Origin of the sequence: Cloacibacterium normanense (genome assembly GCF_003860565.1) — a bacterium.
GTDB lineage: Bacteria > Bacteroidota > Bacteroidia > Flavobacteriales > Weeksellaceae > Cloacibacterium > Cloacibacterium normanense.
Genome location: NZ_CP034157.1, coordinates 102,239 through 125,944 on the forward strand (window position 1 = coordinate 102,239; position 23,706 = coordinate 125,944).

General features: G+C 33.9%; 12 protein-coding genes. 11 read left to right on the plus strand and 1 reads right to left on the minus strand.

The window, feature by feature from the left end; translation table 11 throughout:
* Nucleotides 1-42: 42 nt before the first annotated feature.
* The 8 genes from bglX to EB819_RS00550 all read left to right on the plus strand — a co-directional run bounded on the left by bglX (nt 43) and on the right by EB819_RS00550 (nt 13,058).
* Nucleotides 43-2,379, plus strand: coding sequence for a beta-glucosidase BglX (gene bglX / locus EB819_RS00515; RefSeq protein ID WP_069797945.1), 2,337 nt, complete (start codon nt 43-45; stop codon nt 2,377-2,379).
* Between the two features lie 10 nt (nt 2,380-2,389).
* Nucleotides 2,390-4,189 carry a discoidin domain-containing protein gene (locus tag EB819_RS00520; RefSeq protein WP_069797972.1) on the plus strand — a complete coding sequence of 600 codons (1,800 nt, stop codon included), beginning with the start codon at nt 2,390-2,392 and terminating at the stop codon, nt 4,187-4,189.
* Between the two features lie 204 nt (nt 4,190-4,393).
* The gene (locus tag EB819_RS00525) at nt 4,394-7,189 is read left to right on the plus strand and encodes a SusC/RagA family TonB-linked outer membrane protein (RefSeq protein WP_124878633.1); all 2,796 of its coding nucleotides are present in this window, start codon (nt 4,394-4,396) and stop codon (nt 7,187-7,189) included.
* A 12-nt stretch (nt 7,190-7,201) separates the two neighbouring features.
* Entirely contained in the window at nt 7,202-8,680 is a 1,479-nt protein-coding gene (locus tag EB819_RS00530; RefSeq protein WP_069797947.1) for a RagB/SusD family nutrient uptake outer membrane protein, read from the plus strand.
* Nucleotides 8,681-8,699: 19 nt separating this feature from the next.
* On the plus strand, nt 8,700-9,542 hold the full coding sequence (locus EB819_RS00535; RefSeq protein WP_069797949.1) for a LamG domain-containing protein: 843 nt from the start codon (nt 8,700-8,702) through the stop codon (nt 9,540-9,542).
* Nucleotides 9,543-9,545: 3 nt separating this feature from the next.
* Nucleotides 9,546-10,937 (plus strand): glucoamylase family protein, encoded by a 1,392-nt coding sequence (locus EB819_RS00540; protein WP_245993179.1) that lies wholly within the window; start codon nt 9,546-9,548, stop codon nt 10,935-10,937.
* A gap of 34 nt (nt 10,938-10,971) precedes the next feature.
* A complete protein-coding gene (locus EB819_RS00545; RefSeq protein WP_069797951.1) occupies nt 10,972-12,348 on the plus strand; it encodes a glucoamylase family protein in 1,377 nt (458 codons plus the stop codon).
* An 8-nt stretch (nt 12,349-12,356) separates the two neighbouring features.
* Entirely contained in the window at nt 12,357-13,058 is a 702-nt protein-coding gene (locus EB819_RS00550; protein WP_069797978.1) for a carboxylesterase family protein, read from the plus strand.
* 379 nt (nt 13,059-13,437) lie between these two features.
* Here EB819_RS00550 and EB819_RS00555 read toward each other — a convergent pair whose 3' ends face one another.
* Complete coding sequence (locus tag EB819_RS00555) at nt 13,438-15,210, minus strand: AMP-dependent synthetase/ligase (RefSeq protein WP_069797953.1); 1,773 nt, start codon at nt 15,208-15,210, stop codon at nt 13,438-13,440.
* Nucleotides 15,211-15,438: 228 nt separating this feature from the next.
* On the opposite strand from EB819_RS00555, the gene tnpA reads away from it, so the two are divergent.
* The 3 genes from tnpA to sov all read left to right on the plus strand — a co-directional run bounded on the left by tnpA (nt 15,439) and on the right by sov (nt 23,611).
* Nucleotides 15,439-15,912, plus strand: a complete 474-nt coding sequence (gene tnpA / locus EB819_RS00560) for an IS200/IS605 family transposase (protein ID WP_069797955.1) — start codon at nt 15,439-15,441, stop codon at nt 15,910-15,912.
* An 88-nt stretch (nt 15,913-16,000) separates the two neighbouring features.
* Nucleotides 16,001-16,585, plus strand: a complete 585-nt coding sequence (gene ruvA, locus EB819_RS00565) for a Holliday junction branch migration protein RuvA (RefSeq protein ID WP_069797957.1) — start codon at nt 16,001-16,003, stop codon at nt 16,583-16,585.
* Nucleotides 16,586-16,591: 6 nt separating this feature from the next.
* Nucleotides 16,592-23,611: a T9SS outer membrane translocon Sov/SprA gene (gene sov, locus EB819_RS00570; RefSeq protein WP_069797959.1), complete on the plus strand. Its 7,020-nt coding sequence runs from the start codon at nt 16,592-16,594 to the stop codon at nt 23,609-23,611.
* Nucleotides 23,612-23,706 lie beyond the last annotated feature (95 nt).

Below are 23,706 nucleotides of genomic sequence, written 5' to 3' on the forward strand. Positions count from 1 at the left end.
CCTCAAAAATAATTATCTAACTTTAACCTTAAAATTAAAATTATGTTTAGCATAAAGTCAAAAGTATTATTAGCAGTAGTATTAATTTCTGGTTACGCTCATTCTCAAGAAGTTGTAAATAAACCGTACTACAATTACCAAACAAAAGAGTATCAATCTAAAAAGTCTGTTTTCGTAAATTCTTTGTTGAAAAAGATGACATTAGACGAAAAACTAGGTCAACTTAATCTTCCTGGAGCGGGTGATATTACCACCGGACAAGCTCAAAGTTCTGATATCGCAAAGAAAATTCAAGAAGGAAAAGTAGGAGGTCTCTTTAATATTAAAGGAGTAGAAAATATTAGAGAAGTTCAAAAAATTGCCGTAGAGAAAAGCCGTTTAAAAATTCCTTTGCTTTTCGGGATGGATGTAATTCATGGTTATGAAACCAATTTTCCTATTCCTCTTGGCTTGGCTTCTTCTTTTGATACTCAATTAGTGCAGCAATCTGCAAGAATAGCAGCAAATGAAGCAAGTGCAAGTGGTATTAACTGGACTTTCTCGCCAATGGTAGATATTTCTAGAGATCCAAGATGGGGAAGAGTGGCAGAAGGAGCAGGAGAAGATCCTTATTTAGGTTCTGAAATGGCAAAAGCAATGGTTTTTGGATATCAAGGAAAAGATTTATCTCTCAATAATACGATAATGGCTTGTGTAAAACATTTCGCGTTGTATGGAGCTCCAGAAGCTGGCAGAGATTATAATACAGTAGACATGAGCCACATAAGAATGTATAATGAATACTTTCCACCTTATAAGGCAGCTGTAGATGCAGGTGTAGGTTCTGTGATGGCTTCTTTTAATGAAGTAGACGGAATTCCTGCAACAGGAAATAAATGGTTGATGACAGAAGTTCTTAGAAATCAATGGAAATTCAAAGGTTTCGTGGTGACTGATTATACAGGTATTAATGAAATGATAGACCACGGAATGGGAGATTTACAACAAGTTTCGGCTTTGGCAATGAACGCTGGTGTAGATATGGATATGGTAGGCGAAGGTTTTCTTACTACCCTTAAAAAATCTGTACAAGAAGGAAAAGTAAATATCAAACAAATTGATTTAGCGGTAAAAAGAATTCTTGAAGCAAAATATGATTTAGGACTTTTTGAGGATCCATATAAATATTGTGATGCAAACAGAACAAAAAATGAAGTTTACAGTCAGGCAAACAGAGATATTGCCAGAAATATTGCAGCACAGTCAATGGTTTTAATGAAAAACACCAATGAAATTCTTCCTTTAAAATCTCAAAAAAATATCGCTGTAATTGGGCCATTAGCAGACAATGCTGAAAACATGCCGGGAACTTGGAGCGTTGCCGCAAAACATAAAGATGCGATTTCACTTTTAGCAGGTCTTAAAAAGACTTTCGGGAATTCTGTGAATTTTACTTATGCTAAAGGTTCTAATATAGATTATGACGCAACTTTCGAACAAAACGCTGCTATGTTTGGCAAAAACACTTACAGAGACAGCAGAAGCAAAGAAGAAATGCTGAAAGAAGCAGTTGAGGTTGCTAATAAAGCAGATGTAATTCTTCTTGCCATTGGCGAAACTGCTGAAATGAGCGGTGAATCTAGTTCTAGAACCAATATTTCTATTCCACAAGCTCAAAAAGATTTATTAAAAGAATTGAAAAAAACAGGTAAGCCAATTGTTTTGGTATTATTTGCAGGTAGAGCAATGGAAATCAATGAAGAAAGCGAATTGGCAGATGCTATTCTTAATGTATGGTTCCCAGGTTCAGAAGCTGGTTTAGCAATTTCGGATGTACTTTTTGGTAAAGTAAATCCTTCAGCTAAGTTACCGATGACTTTCCCAAGAAGTGTAGGTCAAGTTCCTATTTTCTACAATCACAAAAATACAGGAAGACCACTTTCTCAATCATCAACTGAAAAATGTCAATTTGATAAATTCCGTTCTAATTATTTAGATGAATGTAACACTCCGCTTTATCCTTTCGGTTACGGTTTAAGTTACACTCAATTTGCATACAATAATCTAAATGTAAGTTCTAAAAATTTAAAAGGAAACCAAACTTTAAAAGTTTCTGTAGAACTGAAAAATTCTGGAAAATACGATGGTGCCGAAATTGTTCAATTATACATCAGAGACATGGTAGGTAGCAATACAAGACCAGTAAAAGAATTAAAAGGTTTCCAAAAAATATTCTTAAAAGCAGGAGAAGCCAAAACGGTTACCTTTAATGTAACTCCAGAAGATTTAAAATTCTATGATAATAACCTAAAATACGATTGGGAATCTGGTGAGTTTGAAATTTTTGTAGGAGGTGATTCTCAAAAGACCGTTTCTCAAAAAATCACTTGGAATAAATAAATCTCAAAATATGAGAGCTTTTATCATCGCATTGTTTTCTGTTGTGTTCTTTTCGGCACAGCAGAAAACTTATTGTAATCCTATTAATATAGATTACGGATATACTCCCATTCCTAATTTTGCAACTCAAGGAAAACATAGAGCAACTGCAGACCCAGTAATTGTTAATTTCAAAGGGAAATATTTCCTTTTTAGTACCAATCAATGGGGATATTGGTGGAGTGAAGATATGTTAAACTGGAATTTTATTTCTAGAAAATTCTTAAAACCCGAAAACGAATTTCCAAACAAGGAAGCGGGAAAAGTAGACCATAAATTAGATGTTAATCATCAAGTTTATGATGAATTATGTGCACCTGCAGTTTTCGAAATGAATGATGAATTGTACGTAATAGGTTCTACGCACGGACCGTATTTTGCCATTTGGAAATCTAAAAATCCTACAAAAGATGACTGGGAAATCGCGGTAGATAATTTTAAAGTGGGAGCATGGGATCCTGCCTTTTTGTATGATAAAGATTTGAAAAAACTCTTCTTGTATTGGGGCTCTAGCAATGAATTTCCACTTCTAGGAACCGAAATTAATACACAAACATTGCAATCTGAAGGTTACGTAAAACCATTGATGTCTTTGCATCCAGATGATCACGGTTGGGAGCGATTTGGAGAATATAATGACAATACTTTTCTCAAACCATTTATGGAAGGAGCTTGGGTAACTAAGCATAATAATAAGTATTATCTGCAATATGGCGCTCCTGGAACTGAGTTTAGCGGTTACGCAGATGGAGTTTATGTGAGCAATAATCCGCTGGAAGGATTTTCTTATCAAAAACACAATCCTTTCTCATATAAACCGGGTGGTTTTGCTAGAGGAGCTGGACATGGTGCTACTTATCAAGATAATTTCGGGCAATATTGGCATGTTTCTACTATGGTCATTAGCCAAAAAAATAATTTTGAAAGAAGAATAGGAATTTGGCCAGCTGGTTTTGATCAAGATGATGTGATGTACAGCAACACAGCTTACGGAGATTATCCTACTTATCTTCCAAATAAAAATGCAGACCATATTAAAGGTTTGTTTACAGGTTGGATGTTGTTAAATTACAATAAACCTGTTAGAGTTTCTTCTACTTTAGGAAGTTTCCAACCCAATTTTGCTGTAGACGAAGATATTAAAACGTATTGGAGTGCTAAAACTGGTGGCGCTAATGAATATATACAAACAGATTTAGGCGAAAAATCCTTAGTGAAGGCTATTCAAATCAATTTTGCTGACCAAGATGCTGAGTTTTTAGGTAAAACTTTAGGTAAATCTCATCAATATAAAATCTACGCTTCGGATGACGAAAAAAACTGGAAATTAGTGGTAGACAAGTCAAATAATACCAAAGATGTGCCTCACGATTATATAGAAATAGAGAAACCATTTACCGCAAGATATCTTAAAATTCAAAATATTAAAATGCCAACTGGCAAATTTGCCATCAGTGGATTGAGAGTTTTCGGAAATGGAAGTGGAGAAAAACCACAGAAAGTGGAAAATTTTGTGGTTCTGAGAAATCCAAAAGAAAAAGCAGGGGAGAGAAGAAGTTCATGGCTAAAATGGAAGCAAAATAACTTAGCAGATGGCTATGTAATTTACTTTGGAAAGTCTCCAGACAAGATGTACGGAAGTATTATGGTTTATGGTAAGAATGACTATTATTTTACAGGGATGGACGCTGCAGATACCTATTATTTTCAGATAGAGGCCTTCAATAATAATGGTATTTCAGAAAAAACAGAAATTGCAAAAGTTGAGTAATTCATAAAAAAGAGCCTTTGCAAAGGCTTCAGATTTACTTTTTTAATGATTTTTAACATTTTTTTTTAAAAATTAACAAAAATAAATGTTATGGATTAAATAAAATTGTACATTTGATATTACGTTTTGTCTCAAAATAAGATAATAAAAAATAAATTTTAATTCATTATTGTTATGGTGAAAAACACTGTGAAATTAACTAGTATGATAGCTGCAATTTACTTATTTGCAGGATATCAAGAATTAAGCGCTCAAACAAAAGATTCGCTTAAAGAAAAGCAAATAGAAGAGGTAGTGATGATTGGGTATGGAACGGCTAAGAAAAGAGATCTTACCGGTTCTATAGCTAAAGTTGGAGGAGATGTAGTTGCAGATAAACCAAATGCTAACCCAATAAACGCTTTACAAGGTCAAGTTGCGGGTTTATCTGTAGTAAATTCTGGTCAGCCTGGTTCCCAAGCTGATGTGAGAATTAGAGGGACTGTTACCATTAACCAGACACAACCTGTGTATATTGTAGATGGAGTTTTTGCCAATAATATTGACTTTTTGAACCCATCAGATATAGAATCTATGGAAGTTCTAAAAGATCCATCATCTCTAGCAATTTTCGGGAATAGAGGTGCTAATGGTGCTATTATTGTGACTACTAAGAGAGCAAAATCAGGGAAAACAACCATTAACCTTAGTTCTTCAATTGGGGTTAAATCTCTTGATAATAGACCTGATTTAGTAGGTGCAGAAGGTTTTAAAACACTTTATAATGAAGATTTAGCTAATCAAGGTCTTCCTGCATATAATTTATTTAATTTATTTAATGCAGATACCAATTGGATTGATACCATTAAAAAAGAGGGAGGAATTATTAACCAAAATAATTTAACTATTTCTAATGGTACTGATAAAAATAAAGTAAGTTTTTCTTTTGGTTATCAAACAGAAGATGGTTCTATTAAATATGAAAAATTTGATAGATTAACCATGAAATTTAATGATGACGTAAAAATTTCAGACAAAGTAAGAGCAGGTTTTGGAATTACAGGATCTTATTCTAAATTACCACAATTGAGAAGTTTTAGCTCAGCACTTAATGCTACTCCTGTAGTTGCTCCTATAAACTTAACACCTGGAGATTATTTCGGTTTATATAATTCACTTCCTCAGCAAATAGGTGCAGCACAAATAGGAAACCCTTTAGCTGTAGTAGAAGGAATGAGAAATACTCAGTATAATAAAGATTTTCAATTTAACCCGAATGCATATTTTGAATTTGATTTCTTGAAAAACTTTACCTTCCGTTCTAACTATTTCGTAACATATCGTAATGGGACCGGAAGAGGTTATACACCAGTTTTTGATGTTTATGTAGCAGAATCTAATTCTTCTACTCCTTATTCTGGTAATTTACTTACTGGTATTAATCAATTCGAAAATAGAGACGTTACGTTCCAACAAAACCAGTTATTAACTTATAAAAATAAATTTGGTGCACATGATTTAACTTTGATGGCAGGTTTCGAGACTATTAATAGAGAATACTCTAGTATGTCTGGTAGCGCTAAAGGAAGTTTATCTAATCCTCTAGGTCAAATTCCTAATAACCCAAGATTTTGGTATCTGCATTCAGATTTTGTAGATTCTACAACTAAAGTAGTTAATACTAGCGCATACAAACAGAGACAAGCATCTTATTTTGGTAGAATGCTTTATAGCTTTAATAATAAATATATGGTTAATGCTTCTGTGCGTAATGATGGTTCATCTCAGTTAGCTCCAGGAAATAGATTTGACTGGTTCTGGTCTGTAGGTGGTGCTTGGGAAATTTCTAAGGAAAACTTCATGAGTGAGGTGCCATTTATCAATTATTTAAAAATTAAAGGTTCTTATGGTGATTTAGGAAACCAATACACTCCATATAGCTATTTTGGATATCCAATATATGTAGAAGGTGGAACAGGTGTATTTAACGGGAATCTATATCCAGCATTCGTAAAAGCATACGAAGAAGCTACTGATTTAAAATGGGAACATTTAAAATCTTATGAATTTGGTTTTGAATCAATGATGATTAGCAGAAAACTATCTTTTGATGCTACTTATTATAATAAAAAAACAGAAGGCTTACTAAACTATGTGATTGGAAACCCTAATTACTTTATGAATGCCGGTTCTATTGAGGCAAAAGGTTTTGAATTTGTTTTAGGGTGGAAAGATAGAATTTCACAAGATTTCACATATTCTATTAATGGAAATTTAACCACTACTGAAACCAAAGTTCTTAACACATTAGAAGATGGTTATAAAGTATTTTATGGTCCAGCTATTTATAAGGAAGGCTTACCAGTAGGTGCTTTCTATGGTTATATTGTAGACGGATTATATCAATCTTATGCAGATATTCTTGGTTCACCAGCTTCTACAATTGGAGATGTTGCGCCTGGAGATTTTAAATACAGAGATGTAAATGGTGATGGTAAAATCACACCAGATGATAGAACTATTATTGGTGACCCAACTCCAGATTTCACTTACGGATTTAGTGTAGGTGCAGATTACAAAGGATTCTTCCTTAATGCAGATTTCTACGGAGTATACGGAAACGAAATTTTCAGAAATTGGGGTAATGGTAATTCATTTGCGCCATTTAACTATCGTGAAGAAAGATTAGACAGATGGACTGGTGCAGGAACCTCTAATTGGGAGCCAAGAAGTTACACCGCATCTGCTTATAATAGAGAAAACTCTACTTATATGATTGAGGATGGTAGCTTCTTCAGAATCAGAAACGTACAGTTAGGGTATAATTTCAATAAAGGTTTAATCGAAGGTTTAGGAATTCAAGCATTAAAAGTTTATTTCAATGTTCAGAATCCTAAAACTTGGGATAATGTGAATGGCTTTACTCCAGAATTTGGTGGTTCAGCTACAGAATTTGGTGTAAATAACAGTGGATATCCAAATCCTAGAATTACAAGTTTCGGTATTAATGTTACATTCTAAAAAATTAAAGTAATGAAAATAAATATAATTAAGAATCTACTTTTAGGTGGAGTTTTATTGATAAGTGCTAGCTCACTTCAAAGTTGTAATGATGATTGGTTAGATTTAAAACCAGAAGGAAGACCAGTAGGAGACGAAGTTCCTTTAGGTGGTTTTGAAGCAAGTGCTTTCGGTTTATATGCGAGTTTAAGAACAGAAGGTGGTGTAAGTGATTTTACTTACGTTTGGACACACTGTATCAGAGCAGATGACAATGAAAAAGGAAGTACAGCATCAGATGCTGCTACAGATGGTAATGTTTTTAATAATTTCGGTTATGTAGCAACTAACGGACACATTAAAAATAATTGGAATGGTCATTATAAAATCATTTATGATGCTAATGAATTAATCAATACAGCAGTAGCTTCTGGAGATACATCAAACGGAACGATGGTAAATATTGCAGAAGCAAAAGCAATTAGAGCATTTTGTTACTTTGAGTTAAGAAGAGATTATGGAGAAGTTCCAATCAATCTTAAAACGATAGACGTTCCTGCAGATGAGGTAGCGCCTAAAAGCACAGTGGCACAAGTAGATGCTCAAATCATAAAAGACTTAACAGAAGCTGCAGAAGTTTTACCATCTCAATGGCCTAGTTCTTATTTAGGTAGAGCAACTAAAGGAATGGCAAATGCGTTATTAGCAAAACTTTACCTTTACCAAGGAAATTGGGCAAAAGCGCTTGAATTATCAGAAACAGTAATCAACTCTGGAGTATATCAATTAAACGCTTCTTATGATAATGAGTTTACAAAAGCAGGAAACAACTCTAAAGAATCTGTTTTTGAAATCCAAAAAACTTATGATTATCCAACTAAGTACACCAATAATTTCTACGAATGTCAAGGAGTTAGAGGTTCAGGAACTTGGGATTTAGGTTGGGGCTTTAATGTACCGTCTGTAGAATTGGTAGCAGCTTATGAGAATGGAGATTTACGTAAGAAAACTACAATTTTAACTTCAGGAGGTCCAGATATTTATGGCAGTGCAGGATATACATTACCTAGTGTACCTACTATAGCTCAACAATATTGGAATGGAAAAGCTTATACTTATCCAGCAGAAAGAATTCAATATGCACAAAACAAAAACCACTGGGAAAATATCAAAATTATACGTTATGCAGATGTAGTTTTAATGGCTGCAGAAGCTGCTAATGAATTAGGGCAATCTGGTAAAGCGGCTAATTATGTAAATATGATCAGAAACAGAGCTGGACTTGCAAATACTACTGCTGCAGATCAAGTTACACTAAGAGCGGCTATTAAACAAGAACGTAGAATAGAATTCGCAATGGAATTCGAAAGATTCTACGACTTAGTAAGATGGGGAGATGCACCTGCAGTTTTAGGAGCAAAAGGATATACAGATAAAAACAAGTATTTCCCAATTCCTCAAGAAGCTATTGACAAATCTCAAGGAGTTTTAGTTCAAAATCCTAATTATTAATCTTTAAGACTTACAAAAAATGAAAAATAAAATATTCAAAATTTTTGGTGCTCTTTCTATTTCATTTTTGATGTTTTCTTGTCAAAATTTAGATAGACCAGAATTAGGAGATTATCCTAAAGATGCCAATCAACCAGGTGGACCGTTAAAATTTTATGTTGCTTTTGATGGGACTACTAGTAATCCATTAATGAATGCGGTAGACAGTATTAGAGCAAAATTCCCATCTGATAATCCATTGGCTTCAATTGATGGCGCAAAAGGAAAAGCAGCACAAGGTGCTAACTATAAGTATATCAAATATAGCAGTGCAAATGATTTTGCTAAAGAAGCAAAAAGTTTTTCATTATCTGTTTGGGTGAAAAAAGGAGATTTAAAAACTGATCATATTTTCAGTATGCCTGCTCCTTCTTCTTATCATTGGTCTGCAGCATCTATGTTTTTACTTACAGAAGGTACAGCTGCGCAACCTGTAGTGAAGTTCTTCGTAAAAGATAAAACTAGTGAAAAATGGTTTGAATGGACAGGAGCTAATGCAGTTACAGGTCTGTATGATAATAACTGGCACCACTTAGCATTTGTTTATGATGCAGGTACTTCTAAAATGACACTTTACAAAGATGGAGTGGCACATACAAATGCTCCAGAATGGACAGGTCATGGAAATGTAGTTTTAGAGCCTACTAAAATTACAGGATTGAAAATTGGAGCAGGACCACAAGAATTTACTGCACAACAAGTAAGTCAAGGTGCGAGTGATTGGTTGAAAAATTCATGGAATGGAGGTATTGACCAATTTAGATTGTATGCTACTGCACTTACCGCTGCCGAAGTAAATACTTTATACACTAAGAAAAAATAATAGATGAAATTTAATAATTTCATGAAAATTTTAGCAACTGCCATACTTTTGTGTGGCAGTTGTTCTTCTGAGAATACCTCTGGAACAGAGCCTAATCCACCTACACCTGTAGACCCTCCCAAAACTTACACAGACCCAGAAATTGTAGAAATGGTTCAGAAAGATGCGCTTAAATATTTTTGGGATTATGCACAATCTAATTCTAAATTAGCCAGAGAAAGATATCATACTGATAATCCTGGTCAAGATGCTCATGTAGTTTCCACAGGAGGTTCTGGTTTCGGATTGATGACGATTTTAGTAGGGATTAAAAATGGTTATGTTACTAGAACCGATGCCGTTTCTAGATTATCGACCGCTCTTAATTTCTTACAAAATGCCAATCGTTTTCATGGAGCTTGGCCACATTGGATGGATGGAAATACAGGAAATGTTATTCCTTTCAGCACAAAAGATAATGGAGGAGATTTAGTAGAAACTGCTTTTCTAGCTCAAGGTTTAATCTGCGTAAGAGAATATTTCAAAAATTCTTCAGATGCTACAGAGTTGGCCATTTCAAAAAAAGCAGACGATTTATGGAAAGGAATCGAGTGGAATTGGTATACTCAAGGTCAAAACGTTTTGTATTGGCATTGGTCACCCAATTATAATTTTGAGATGAACCACCAATTGCGAGGTTTTGATGAAACTTTAATCACTTATGTTTTAGCAGCAGCTTCACCTAATTATGCTATTGAAAAAACGGTTTACACCGAAGGTTGGGCAAGAAGTGGTGCTATAAAAACATCTGCCTCACAATACGGAATTCCTTTAATAGTTAATCATAACGGAGCTAACGGAACAGTTGGTCCTATGTTTTGGTCTCATTATTCTTTCTTAGGATTAGATCCTAGAGGTTTAAGAGATGACTATGTAAATTATGGCGATGCAGTGGTAAATCATTCTAAAATCATGTATCAGTACTGTGTTACCAATCCTAAAAGCTGGCAAGGATATAATTCTAAAAGCTGGGGTTTAACGGCAAGTTATTCCAGAAATCCCCAAACTGGAGGAGATGATTATGCAGCACATCAACCGAATAATGATTTAGGAATAATTTCGCCTACAGCAGCTATTTCGGATATGCCTTATACGCCTACAGAAAGTATGAATTTTTTAAGATTTTTATACAATGAAAATTATAAAAAATACATCGGTGTTGCAGGGCCTTATGATGCATATTCTGTACATTACAATTGGGTTACTCCAAGATATTTAGCAATAGACCAAGGAACAATCGCGCCGATGGTAGAAAATCATCGTTCGGCATTTTTATGGCAATTGTTTATGAATGCTCCAGATGTAAAACAAGGTTTACTGAAATTAGGTTTCCATTCTACTCAATATGGATTCTAAAAATTCATTCGAATAGATTTAATTATTAATAAAAATGAAAAAAATAATCATATTTCTTTTTGCAAGTTTCATGCTGAATTCTTGTCAGTCTCAAAAAACCGTGACTGAGACCAAGAATACAGAAATTTCAAAATTAACAGACCAACAATTAATGGATAAGGTTCAAAAAGATGCACTCAAATATTTTTGGGACTATGCAGAACCTAATTCATTGCTGGGAAGAGAACGCTATCACGAAGACAATATCTACCCTCAAAATGATAAACATGTAGTGACTACAGGTGGTTCAGGTTTTGGTTTAGCAACCGTTTTGGTAGGAGTAGAAAGAGGTTTTATTCCAAGAGATGAAGCCGTAAAAAGACTCAATACCATGATGGATTTCTTAGCCAAAGCAGATCGTTTTCACGGAGCTTGGAGTCATTGGATTAATGGAGAAACAGGAAAAGTAGTTCCTTTTGGCAGAAAAGACAATGGTGGAGATTTAGTAGAAACCGCTTTTCTCACTTCAGGGATTTTAATGGTTCGCGAATATTTTAAAGATGGTAATGCAGAAGAAAAAGCATTGGCTCAAAAATGTGATGAACTTTGGAAAGGAATCGAATGGAATTGGTACACCAAAGGTGGCGAAAAAGTCTTGTATTGGCATTGGTCACCAGAATATCAGTGGGAAATGAATTTTCCATTGCAAGGTTATAATGAATGTCTCATTACCTATATTTTAGCGGCTTCATCTCCTACTCATGCTATAGATGCAGAAACTTATTATCAAGGCTGGACTAGAAACGGAACTTACCTTACGGATAAATCTAAATACGGACTTCCGCTTTATGTGAAACACAATTATTCTGAGGAATATGGAGGTCCTTTATTTTGGGCACATTATTCGTACATTGGTTTAGACCCAACTGGTTTAAGTGATAAACTCATCAAAAATTATTTTGATTTGAATAAAAACCAAGTACTCATTGATTATCAATATTGTGTAGAAAATCCTAAAAATTGGAAAGGTTACGGCGAAAATTATTGGGGACTTACCGCAAGTTACACCAGAAATAATGATGGTGGAGTAGGTTATACCGCGCATCAACCTACAGAAGATAGAGGCGTGATAACGCCAACTGCTGCTTTGAGTAGTTTTCCGTATTCGCCGAAAGAATCGATGAATTTTTTAAGATTTATGTATACGCAGAAACCAGAATTTATTGGTAGTGCAGGTCCTTTTGATGCGACTTCTATTCATTATGATAATTGGTTTACGCCACGTTATTTGGCTATTGACCAAGGAACGATAGCTCCGATGATTGAAAATTATAGAACTGGTTTCCTTTGGAAGTTGTTTATGAACGCACCAGAAATCAAACAAGGGCTTAAAAAATTAGAATTCAAATCAGAGAAGTATAACATTAAATAAATATGAAGATGAAATTCATTTTAAAAATCGCAGCATTACTTGCATTTGGCTTTATCAGTCAAGCAAATGCTCAAGAAATAAAAGCAGAATTCAAGAAAGAAGTAAAAATAGAGAAAAATATTTCCTACGTTTTTGATTATCCTCAAAACGCTAAAGGAAATGTTCCGCTTATTGTTTTTTTACACGGTTCTGGCGAAAGAGGAACCAATTTAGAAATGGTAAAAGCGCACAGTCCGTTTACCTATAAAAATTTAATGCAGGAACCTGTGGCAATTCTTGCGCCGCAATGTCCCGAAAATATGTGGTGGGATACACAAGCCGTTTATTTTTTGATTCAGGAAATCGTGCAGAAATATAAAATAGATGCGTCTAGAATTTACTTGACAGGTTTATCTATGGGAGGTTGGGGAACGCTGAAATTGGCAGGAGAACATCCTGATATGTTTGCAGCAGTAGCTTCTGTTTGTGCACCTACAGACAGAGTGATGCTTGCCAACATTCACAATTATAAAGACATGAACCTTAAAATTTATCATGGTGGAATGGATGATGTAGTTTTGCCAGAAAACGCGACTAATTTTTGGATGAAAGTTCACCCGATTAATCCAAAAGCAGAACTCATTATCTTCCCGAATGATAATCACAATTCTTGGGATTCTACCTATTCTAACCCAGAATTTTACAAGTGGCTTCTCTCACAGAAAAAGTAATAACAGTTTACAAATAAAAACCCCTCCAAATTTTTGGAGGGGTTTGTTTTTTACAGAATAAGTCACGGATTGGAAATTTGAGACATCGGGGAAAATGATAGAAAGTTTTAAATTACATTAGGAACAATTTTCATCTTTTTTTTATTTTATTAATAATTATAAAGGAAATTGTAAGTGTGATTAAAGATATTACATATATAATGTAGGTGTTGTTTGGAATTTTATGCGATGAAGCTATAGACATTAGCAACATAAAAATTGTTGCTATAATCAAAAAACCTAAAATGAATAATATGGAAACTCTCAATCTTTTTTGTGTTTTATATTGTTACCTAAAGATTCTTTCGTCTTATTTTAATCTATATAAAATGCACACTTTCTACGCATACATTCCTTCAATCAAAGCTTTGAATTTTTCAAGAATAATTTTACGTTTTATTTTTAGGGTTGGAGTGATTTCTCCACGTTCTATGGTAAATTCTTCTGGTAAAAGTTTGAACTTTTTAATTTTTTCAAAACTTGCAAATTCCTTTTGAATATCGTTCACTACTTTTTCAAAAGTTTCCTTAATGAAAGGTGTTTCCAGTAATTTTTTCTTTTCTTCAATGTTTAGAGAAAGGTAATTTTTAAATTCCTCGTATTTCTCCATCAAAGTTTCAAAATTCGGAACAATCACCGCAGAAACATAAGGTTTTCCTTCCGCAATCACCATAGCCTGCGCAATGTAAGGATTGCTTTGTAATGGGATTTCTATGCTTTGTGGCGCAATATATTTTCCGTTAGAAGTTTTCATTAAATCCTTAATTCTGTCGGTAATATAGAGATTTCCTTCTTCGTCTATTCTACCAGCATCACCCGTTCTGAAATAACCATCTTCCGTGAAAACTTTAGCCGTTTCTTCTTCGTTTTTGTAGTAACCTTTCATCACACCTTGATATTTCACCAAGATTTCATCATCTGCTCCTATTTTAATTTCTACACCTGGTAGAGCTTTTCCTACGCTTCCGTAAACATAATTTTTCGGAGGAAGTGCAGTAACGGTAGCAGTAGTTTCGGTAAGTCCGTAACCTACAATCACTGGTAAACCAATGGCTGCGAAAAATTCTGAAATTTCTTTTTTAAGCATCGCTCCACCACAAGGTAAAAACGAAAGATTTCCGCCCAATTCATTTTTAATTTTTCTGAAAACCAATTTGTCAAAGAAACCAAACTGCAATTGTAAACCAAACGGAACTTTAGCGCCAGTTCTTTTTTTATCAGCTACTTTAGCGCCTACTTCCAAAGCTTTTTTGAAAAGTTTTTGTTTCGTAGGAGAAGAAGCTTCTATTTTTTTAACTAAAGTTTGATATACTTTTTCGTAGAATCTTGGTACGGCACACATTGCATTTGGGTGAACATGTTTCAGCGTGTTCAAGATATTTTTTGGGTCTTCTAAAATGGCAACTTCACCACCTTGAGAAAGCACAAAAAGCGTCCAGCTTCTTTCGAAAATATGACTTAATGGTAAAAATGCCAAAGATTTCATGTCGTACAAATTGTCGAAACTGAAAAATTCTTTGTGGGCCGAAACTACCGCTTTGAAACCACCATGTGTAAGCATTACACCTTTCGGAATTCCTGTAGTTCCAGAAGTGTAAAGAATGGTTGCCAAATCTTCATCGGTAATTTCGATGAGGTTTCTTTCCGTAGCAAAATGCTTAATGAAATCTGGGAAATACGTAATGTTTTCGGCTTCATCTTTTATAACATGAGACGTGAAAATATGTAATTTTTTGCCCAAATGTTTTTCGGCACTTTTCAGAATTTCTAGTTGAGGAGTGTCTCCCACCAAAATATGTTGCATTTCGGTTTGCTTGATGATATATTCGGTTTGGTCATAATTATTGGTGGCATAAATGGGAATGGTAATCGCCCCCAACATTTGCACGGCAACGTCAAAAATAATCCAATCTTTAGAATTTTGAGAAAAAACACCTACACAATCTCCCTTTTTTACGTCTAGAGTGTGCAATCCGTTTGCAGTTTGGCAAACCATTGCCCAGAATTTTTTCCAAGTAAGAATCTCTATTTCGTCACCGTTTCTAAAACTAAGAGCGGTTTTCTGTGGGAATTTTTTGGTGTTTTCTTCTAAAAGCTGAAGTAGGTTTTTCATTGGTATATGTGGGAATTTTATGAATTGAATTTTCTCCAAAATTAAACAATATATGAGAATGATGACAATAAAATTTAGTTTATTATCTTTGAGGTTTATTTTAAATAGATTTGAAGATAAATTTATAGATTCCGTAGGAATCTTATCTGTGTAGAAGAATAGTGCAAAATTGAAGGGGCGCTCCGTAGGAGCGCTATCTTAAAAATAATAAAAACTAAAACCATAAGCATGCCCAATACTTATTCGCAAATTTATATTCAAGTGGTTTTTGCTACGAAAGGAAGAGAAACGCTAATAGAAGATAAAAATAGACAAGAAATTGAAAAATATATTACAGGAATATTGACCAATAAAGGTCAAAAATTAATAGCTGTGTATGCCAATCCAGATCATTTACATTTGTTTTTTAGTTATAAAAATTTGAAAATAACTATTCCTGAGTTAGTGAAAATTATTAAATCAGAATCTACTAAATTCATTAATGATAAAAGGTTAAGTTTTGGTAAATTTGCTTGGCAAGAAAGTTATGGTGCTTTTTCTTATGCTAAAAGTCAAAAAGACGCGGTAACTCAATATATATTAAATCAAAAAAATCATCATCAAAAGAGAAGTTTCAGAGAAGAATATTTAGATTTTCTAGAAAAATTTGATATCAATTATGATGAAAAATATTTGTTTGAATTTTATGATAAATTAGAATAAAAAGATAGCGCTCCTACGGAGCGCCCCAATAAAAATATTAAAAATTAACTACACAGATAAGATTCCTATGGAATCAAATTAAAAAACTATGATTTTTTCATTAAAAGGTATTGTTCAAGAACTTACTCCTACCTATGTGGTGATAGAGGTAAATGGAGTGGGTTATTATGTAGGCATTTCTTTGCAAACGTCTCAGCGACTTTCTTTAGGGAAGGAAGTTTTTCTTTTCACCCAACAAATCATCAGAGAAGACGCACATTTGCTTTTTGGGTTTTATACCAAAGAAGAAAAAGAAATGTTTAATCTCTTAATTTCGGTAAACGGAGTGGGTGCAGTTTCTGCGCTTATTTTGCTTTCTTCATTAGATCTTAAAGACATTGCACAAGCGATTCTCAATAAAAATTCTGCGCTGCTCCAAAAAGTAAAAGGAGTAGGTGCTAAAACCGCTGAAAGAATTATCGTAGATTTACGAGATAAGGTAGAAAAATTCGGGGTTTCTGCGGAGAACATTTCTGCTTTTGCAGACAATAAAGTGAAAGAAGAATCGTTATCTGCTTTAGAAGTTTTAGGGATTCCTAAAAAGATGAGCGAGAAGATTGCCGATAGAATTTTAAAACAAAATCCAGATTTGCAAACTGAAGAATTGGTGAAGCAAATTCTAAAAATGATATAAACACAAGTGAAGAAAACTTTTCCTCTGCATAAAATCTATTTTTCGATTGTATTTCTATGTTTTTCTGCGTTATTTTTTGCGCAGCAAAAGCCTTCGGATACAGCGAATATTTCTATAAGGAAAGATTATGCCTTGCCCAATCCTACGAGATACGAAGCGTTCTATGATGTAAAAACGGGGATGTATTATCTCTACCCAAAAATTGGAAATACAGTAACAGGAGCGCCCATTGTTCTTACTCCAAAAGAATATTCTACTTATACACTGAATAATAGTCTCAAAGATTATTATCAACAAAAAGCTTTTGGAGGAAATCTCTACAAAGAAGACAAAAAAGAAGCCGAAAAGAAAGGCTTAATTCAAAGTGTGACCATCAAAAATAAAATTTTTGAAACCATTTTTGGGAGCAATAAAATAGAATTGATTCCAAATGGTTTTGCGAGTTTTGATTTAGGAGGTTTGCACCAAAAAATTGAAAATCCATTAATTCTTCCTCAAAACAGAAGCAATTTTGCGATTAATATTCAGCAGAGAATTCAGTTGGGTGTTTTAGGAAAAGTTGGAGAAAATCTTCAACTCAAAGCCAACTACGACACGCAGTCTGGTTTTGCATTCGAAAACAGAATGAATCTCGTTTGGCAAGCCAAGGGAACTTGGAGAGATTTACAAAATCAAGCCATCAGCGAAGCAAAAAATCCGCTAAAAGGTGGCGAAGATAAAATTATAAAAAGAGTAGAATTCGGTAATGTGAATATGCCACTTTCTACCAATTTAATCAGAGGTTCTGAATCTCTTTTTGGTTTGAAAACCGAATTCCAATTAGGGAAAACGTACGGAACTTTGGTGTTTTCTCAGCAACAAGGTGAAGCCAGAAATATTGTAGTTCAAGGTGGTGGTGTAATGCAAACCTTCAAAATAAACGCTTATGATTACGAAGATAATCAGCACTATTTTTTAGGCCAATATTTCTTAAATAATTATGACAACGCTTTAGCCAATTATCCTTTAATCAATTCTAGAATTTCGATTACTCGATTAGAACTTTGGGTTTTAGACCAAGGTTCTGGTAATTTGCAAGAGCAAAAAAGTATTCTCGGGATTAGAGATTTGGGTGAAGGCGGAAGTTTTCCAGATAATTCTAATTTAGGCGTTTATAATTCCGTAGCCAATCTTGGTGGAATAAGAGATGTAAACCAAACTTATAACACGATCAATAATCAATCACTTCCGAATACTACTGGTGACCCCAATTATAAAGACGGCGAACATTTTATCTTTAATAGAAAAGCAAAAAGATTAAATCCTGCTGAATATACCTTTAATCCTCAAGTGGGTTATATTTCTTTGAATCAAAGATTAAATGACAATCAACTTTTGGCGGCTTCTTTTTCTTATACCGTTTCTGGTGACAGCAAAGTCTATAAAGTAGGGGAATTTTCCGAAGAAAGTCCAGTGGTGATTACCAAATTATTGAAACCGAACGTTTCCGTAAAAACCACTTCACCGATGTGGAATTTAATGATGAAAAACGTGTATTCATTGAATGCCAATCAAGTAGATCCACAGAATTTCCTATTAAACGTTTTATATCGTGATAATGACAGCGGTGGAAAAGTAAATTATCTACCAGGAACTCCTGTTGCAGACCAAAATTTATTGAAATTATTCAATTGGGATAGACTGAATGTAAATAACGATATTCAAAATAACACGAATGGTCAACAAGGAGACGGTTTGTTTGATTTTGTACAAGGAATTACGGTAGATGCACAAAACGGAAGAGTAATGTTTACCAAAGCGCAACCTTTTGGGAATTACTTAGAATCTGTTTTGGGAAGCAATGACCCGAAATTTGTTTTCAATGAATTGTATACCCAACAAAAACAAGTCGCTTCTGAAAATAATTTAGCACTTAGATACACCATCGAAGGTAGATATAAAGGTTCGCAGGGAACCGGAATTTCTTTGGGAGCGATTAATGTTCCACGAGGTTCTGTAAAAGTAACTGCCAATGGAGTTGTGCTTACAGAAGGCGTAGATTACACCGTGGATTATATGATAGGTCAAGTAACCATTATCAATGAAATGGTGAAACAATCTGGTCAAGCCATCAATGTGAGTTTAGAAAACCAAATGACCTTTAATACACAGAGAAAAAGATTTTTAGGATTAAATCTCGAGAGAAAATTTAATGAAAATCTTACTATTGGTGCAACTGTGGTGAATTATTCAGAAACACCACTCACTCAAAAAGTACAAACAGGTTTTGAAGCGGTGAATAATACGATGGCTGGTTTTAATTTAATGTATAATAACCAATCACAGTTTTTAACCAGACTTACAGATAAAATTCCGTTTATCAATACAGAAGCACCATCTAATATTAATTTGAAATTAGAAGGAGCGTATCTTATTCCAGGTCAAAATAAAGGAATTAATGATGAATCTTACATTGATGATTTTGAACAAACCACTTCTAAAATTTCATTAAAAGAACCTGCAGTTTGGAGTTTAGCATCTAAACCTGAAATTGGTTTCGGAAGTTCTAATAATAATGACTTGGCCAATGGATATGGAAGAGGTCTACTTTCTTGGTACAATATAGACCCAAGATTCTACGGAGTTGGTGGAAAAGCACCAAATGGAATTAACGCTGAAGCACTTTCTAATCACGCTTCCAGAAGAGTTCAGATGATAGAACTCTTTAACAATAGAGATTTTGTAGCGGGTGAACAAACCTTCACCAATACTTTTGATATTACGTATTATCCTAAAGAAAGAGGTCCGTATAATTTAAATCAAAATGCAGAAATTCCATCACAAAGATGGGCTGGTTTAATGAGACCGATTACGGTTTCTAACTTCAGAAGCTCGAATATAGAATATGTGGAATTTTGGATGATGGATCCTTATGCAGACGGTAAAATGTTAGGAACTGCTCCTAAATTAATGTTGCAATTAGGAAACGTTTCAGAAGATATTCTAAAAGATGGTAAACTGCAATATGAAAATGGGTTACCTACACCCAATACTCCAGCGAAAACTTCTTCTACCAATTGGGGAACTCAGCCAGACCAATTTCCGGTTTTATATGCTTTCGGTACAGAAAACGAAGAGAGAACAGCTCAAGATGTTGGTTTTGATGGATTGGATAACGTAGCGGAAGCTACAGCTTTCAATACCAATTTCACTAATCCAGTAAAAAATGAGCCAGACCCAGCTGCAGATGATTTTGTGTTTTATCTTTCTAATCAGTTTCAGGGAGCATTAGCTTCATCTATGATTGAGCGTTATAAATATTTCAGAAATCCAGATGGAAACTCTCAGTCTAACTCTTTAGAAGTTTCTTCTCAAACTCCAGATGCAGAAGATGTAAATAAAGATTATAACCTAGACCAAAGCGAAAATTACAATCAGTATGATATTAATTTAGCACAAAGCGAATTGGTTTTAGGAAGAAATAATATTGTAGATGTAAAGGAAGTAGAAGTGAAATTCCAAAACGGACAAACTTCTAAAAATAAATGGTTCTTATTCAGAATTCCAGTTGCTAATTATAATTCTTCTACCGAAACTTCTGGTGCAGACCAAATTTTAAACAATGTGAGATTTGCCAGAATGATGCTTACAGGTTTTGATGAAACCGCAACCATTAGATTCGGAACTTTAGACTTGGTAAGAAGTGAATGGAGAAAATATGGTAAAGGAATTGCTTCAAATAGAGTAGATGACCAGAATCAATTTGAAGGAACAGGAACTATAGATAATTCTAAATTTGATGTAGGAAGTGTAAACTTAGAAGAAAATGCGTTGGGAACTCCACCTTATGTATTGCCTCCAGGAATTGAGAGACAAGTTCTCAGCGGAAATGCAGGTGCTCAAAGACAAAACGAAGCTTCTCTTTATATGAAAACCAACCTTCCGAATGGTGAAGCAAGAGGTGTTTTCAAAAATATCGCTTTAGATATGAGAAGATTCCAAAATTTAGAATTATTTGTTCACGCTGAGGATTTAATTGGCAAAGGTTCTAATCTTGATAAGTCTGCGAAATTCTTCATCAGATTCGGTAGTGACGCTACTGATAACTATTATGAATATGAAGCTTCGCTGAAATATACCGCTCCGAATGCAACTTCTCCGCTTGATATTTGGCCAAATGAAAATACGGTAAGATTAGCGATTCAAGATTTTGTAGATTTAAAAATCTTGAGAGATAAAAATTCTACGGTAACCAACGAAAGATTTACTTCTGCAGATTTTGGTGATGAAAATAAAGCCTTCTACGTAAAAGGTAGACCAAGTTTAGGAAATATTACCACCATGATGATTGGGGTGAGAAATAATGATGAGGTAGATAAAAATCTTATTCTTTGGGTGAATGAAATTAGACTTTCGGGAATAGAAAATAAAGGTGGTTATGCAGGAAACGCAAATCTTAATTTTAATTTAGGAGATTTTGCTACCGTAAATGCAAGTGGCGCATATTCTACGATTGGTTTTGGTTTCATTAACCAAAAACCTGCGGAACGTTCACAGACTACCAACTCAGCTTTTGGTATCAGTACGATGGTGAATGTAGATAAATTTTTACCAGAAAAGTTAGGATTGAAGATTCCGGTGAATTATTCTTATTCTCAAACCATAGAAGATCCTAAGTACAATCCACTAAATGATGATGTGGAATTTAACAAAGATCCAAAGAAAGATGAACTGAAAAAAGTAGCAAGAACGTATACACAACAAAGAAGTATTGGTGTACTCAATATGAGAAAGGATAGAATGAATCCTAATAAAAAACCAAAATTCTATGATGTAGAAAACTTGTCTATCTCTTTAATTTATAATGATGACAAGTACAGAGATGTTTATACTAAAGACAATTACAGACAATATTTAAGAGGAAATATAGATTACAGTTTTAATTTTAAACCTTGGAATCTTAAGCCATTTAATAAAATTGTAAGCGATACCGCGAAGTCTTATCCATATCTGAAATGGGCAAAAGAAATTAACTTTAACCTAGTTCCAACAAGAGTTTCTTTCAGAACAGAGTTAGATAGAAATTATAATGAACTAGAATTTAGAAATATTGATGCGTTGCTCAATGGAAATTCTTCTGCGGATTTTGATGTGATTAAAAACCGAAACTTCTTCTTCGGTTGGCAATATAATGTAGGATTTAATTTAACCAAATCTCTAAAATTAGATATTTCATCAGCAACCAGAACGATTAATGACCAATTGGATATTCAAACCTTTGACAGAAGTTCTATTTTCCAAAATGTTTTCCAAAAAGGAAGACCGGTTCTTTATAACCACAGAATTCAGTTGAGTTATAGATTACCATTCGAAAATTTACCGTATTTAGATTTTGTAAATACAGAAATTGGCTACGGTGTACAGTATAATTGGAGCGCTCGTTCTACAGCAATGGTAGATACTAATGGAGTAAAACTGGGGAACTTGGCACAGAATACCAATAATATTAATGTAACTGGAGGTGCAGATTTTAATAGTTTCTTCAATAAGTTTAAATATTTTAGAAAAGTAAATGATAAAATGAATGCCAGAAAATCTGAAATAGATTCTCTGAACAATGTTTATACTCAGAATTTCTTGAAAAAAGGAAGGAAAAAAGCATTCAAATCTTATACATTTAAAAATAAATTGACGCCTACTCAAGCTTTTGCTTATGCATTAACGGCGATAAAACAATTAGATTTTAATTATACTGAAAATAATGGAACGGTTTTACCAGGATTATTATCTTCTCCTAATTTCTATGGATACGGAAAAGGAATTGGCGGGCCAACTTTTGGATTCTTGTTGGGTTCTCAAGCAGACATCAGAAGATATGCTATAGAAAACAGTTGGATTTCTTCTTCGGAATACATGACGGAAGCATACTCTCAGATGACGACCAGAAATCTTACTGGGAATATTCAGATTCAGCCAATCAATGATTTTAGAATAGATGTGAGTTTTACCAAAAATTACATGAAAAATTTAATGCATGGTAATTTTAATGTAGATGCGATTAGCAGTACACCTCAATTTGATTTTTCTTTCGCAACTGAGATGATTACGTTTACCAATTCTAATATTCTCTTGAAAACAAGTTTTGGAAGCGATAATATTTACGAAAAAATCATTGAAAATGCTAAGACAATTTCTCAAATGTATGGAACACCACAAGCTGATGGTTACGCAGAACATTACAGCAAAGCCAATGCTTATGTTTTGATTCCAGCTTTCCAAGCAGCGATAGAAGGAAAGTCTCCAACGAAAAATAACAATTTAGAAAAATCTAAATTCCCAATGCCAAACTGGAGAATTACTTATTCAGGAATTAAAAACATACCTTTTATTAATAGTCAGTTTGCTAAGTTTGATATTCTTCATGCCTATACTTCTACGTATACCGCAACTGGAATTCAGAAAAGCGTAGACTATTATAATAAAGATGTAAATGCGGGAGCGCCTCAATATGATATTAATAATGATGTGTATAATCCATATACATTTAATACGATAGGTTACGTAGAAGATTTCTCTCCACTTTTAGGAGCAGATGTTACCATGAGAAATAATATGCAGTTCCGTTTACAATATAATAAGAACAGAATGTATACACTCGGTTTGGTAAATCATACTTTAACCGAAGATTTAGGTTCTGAATATGTTTTTGGTTTTGGGTATATTTTAAAAGATTTAAAAATCAAAGTTAGATATCAAGGAAAAGAAAAAAATCTGAAAAGTGATTTAAATGTAAGAGCGGATTTTTCATTGAGAGATAATCAAACCAGAATTACCAATATATTATTAGATGATTCACAGATTACCGGAGGTCAAAGATTAATGAGCGTAAAAGTTTCGGCAGATTATAACATCTCTCAGAACTTTAATTTAAGATTCTTTTATGATCAATTAATGACCAAGTATAAAATTTCTACAGCATTTCCACTTTCTACGGTGAGAGCTGGTATTACGGCAACCTTTAATTTTGGAGGAGGTCAAGGTTTCTAAATGCACATATAATATATATAGTATATAATATAGAATAGAATCAAATTTATTTGGTTCTATTTTTTTAGAAAAAACTTTTTTGCAACCTCCATATA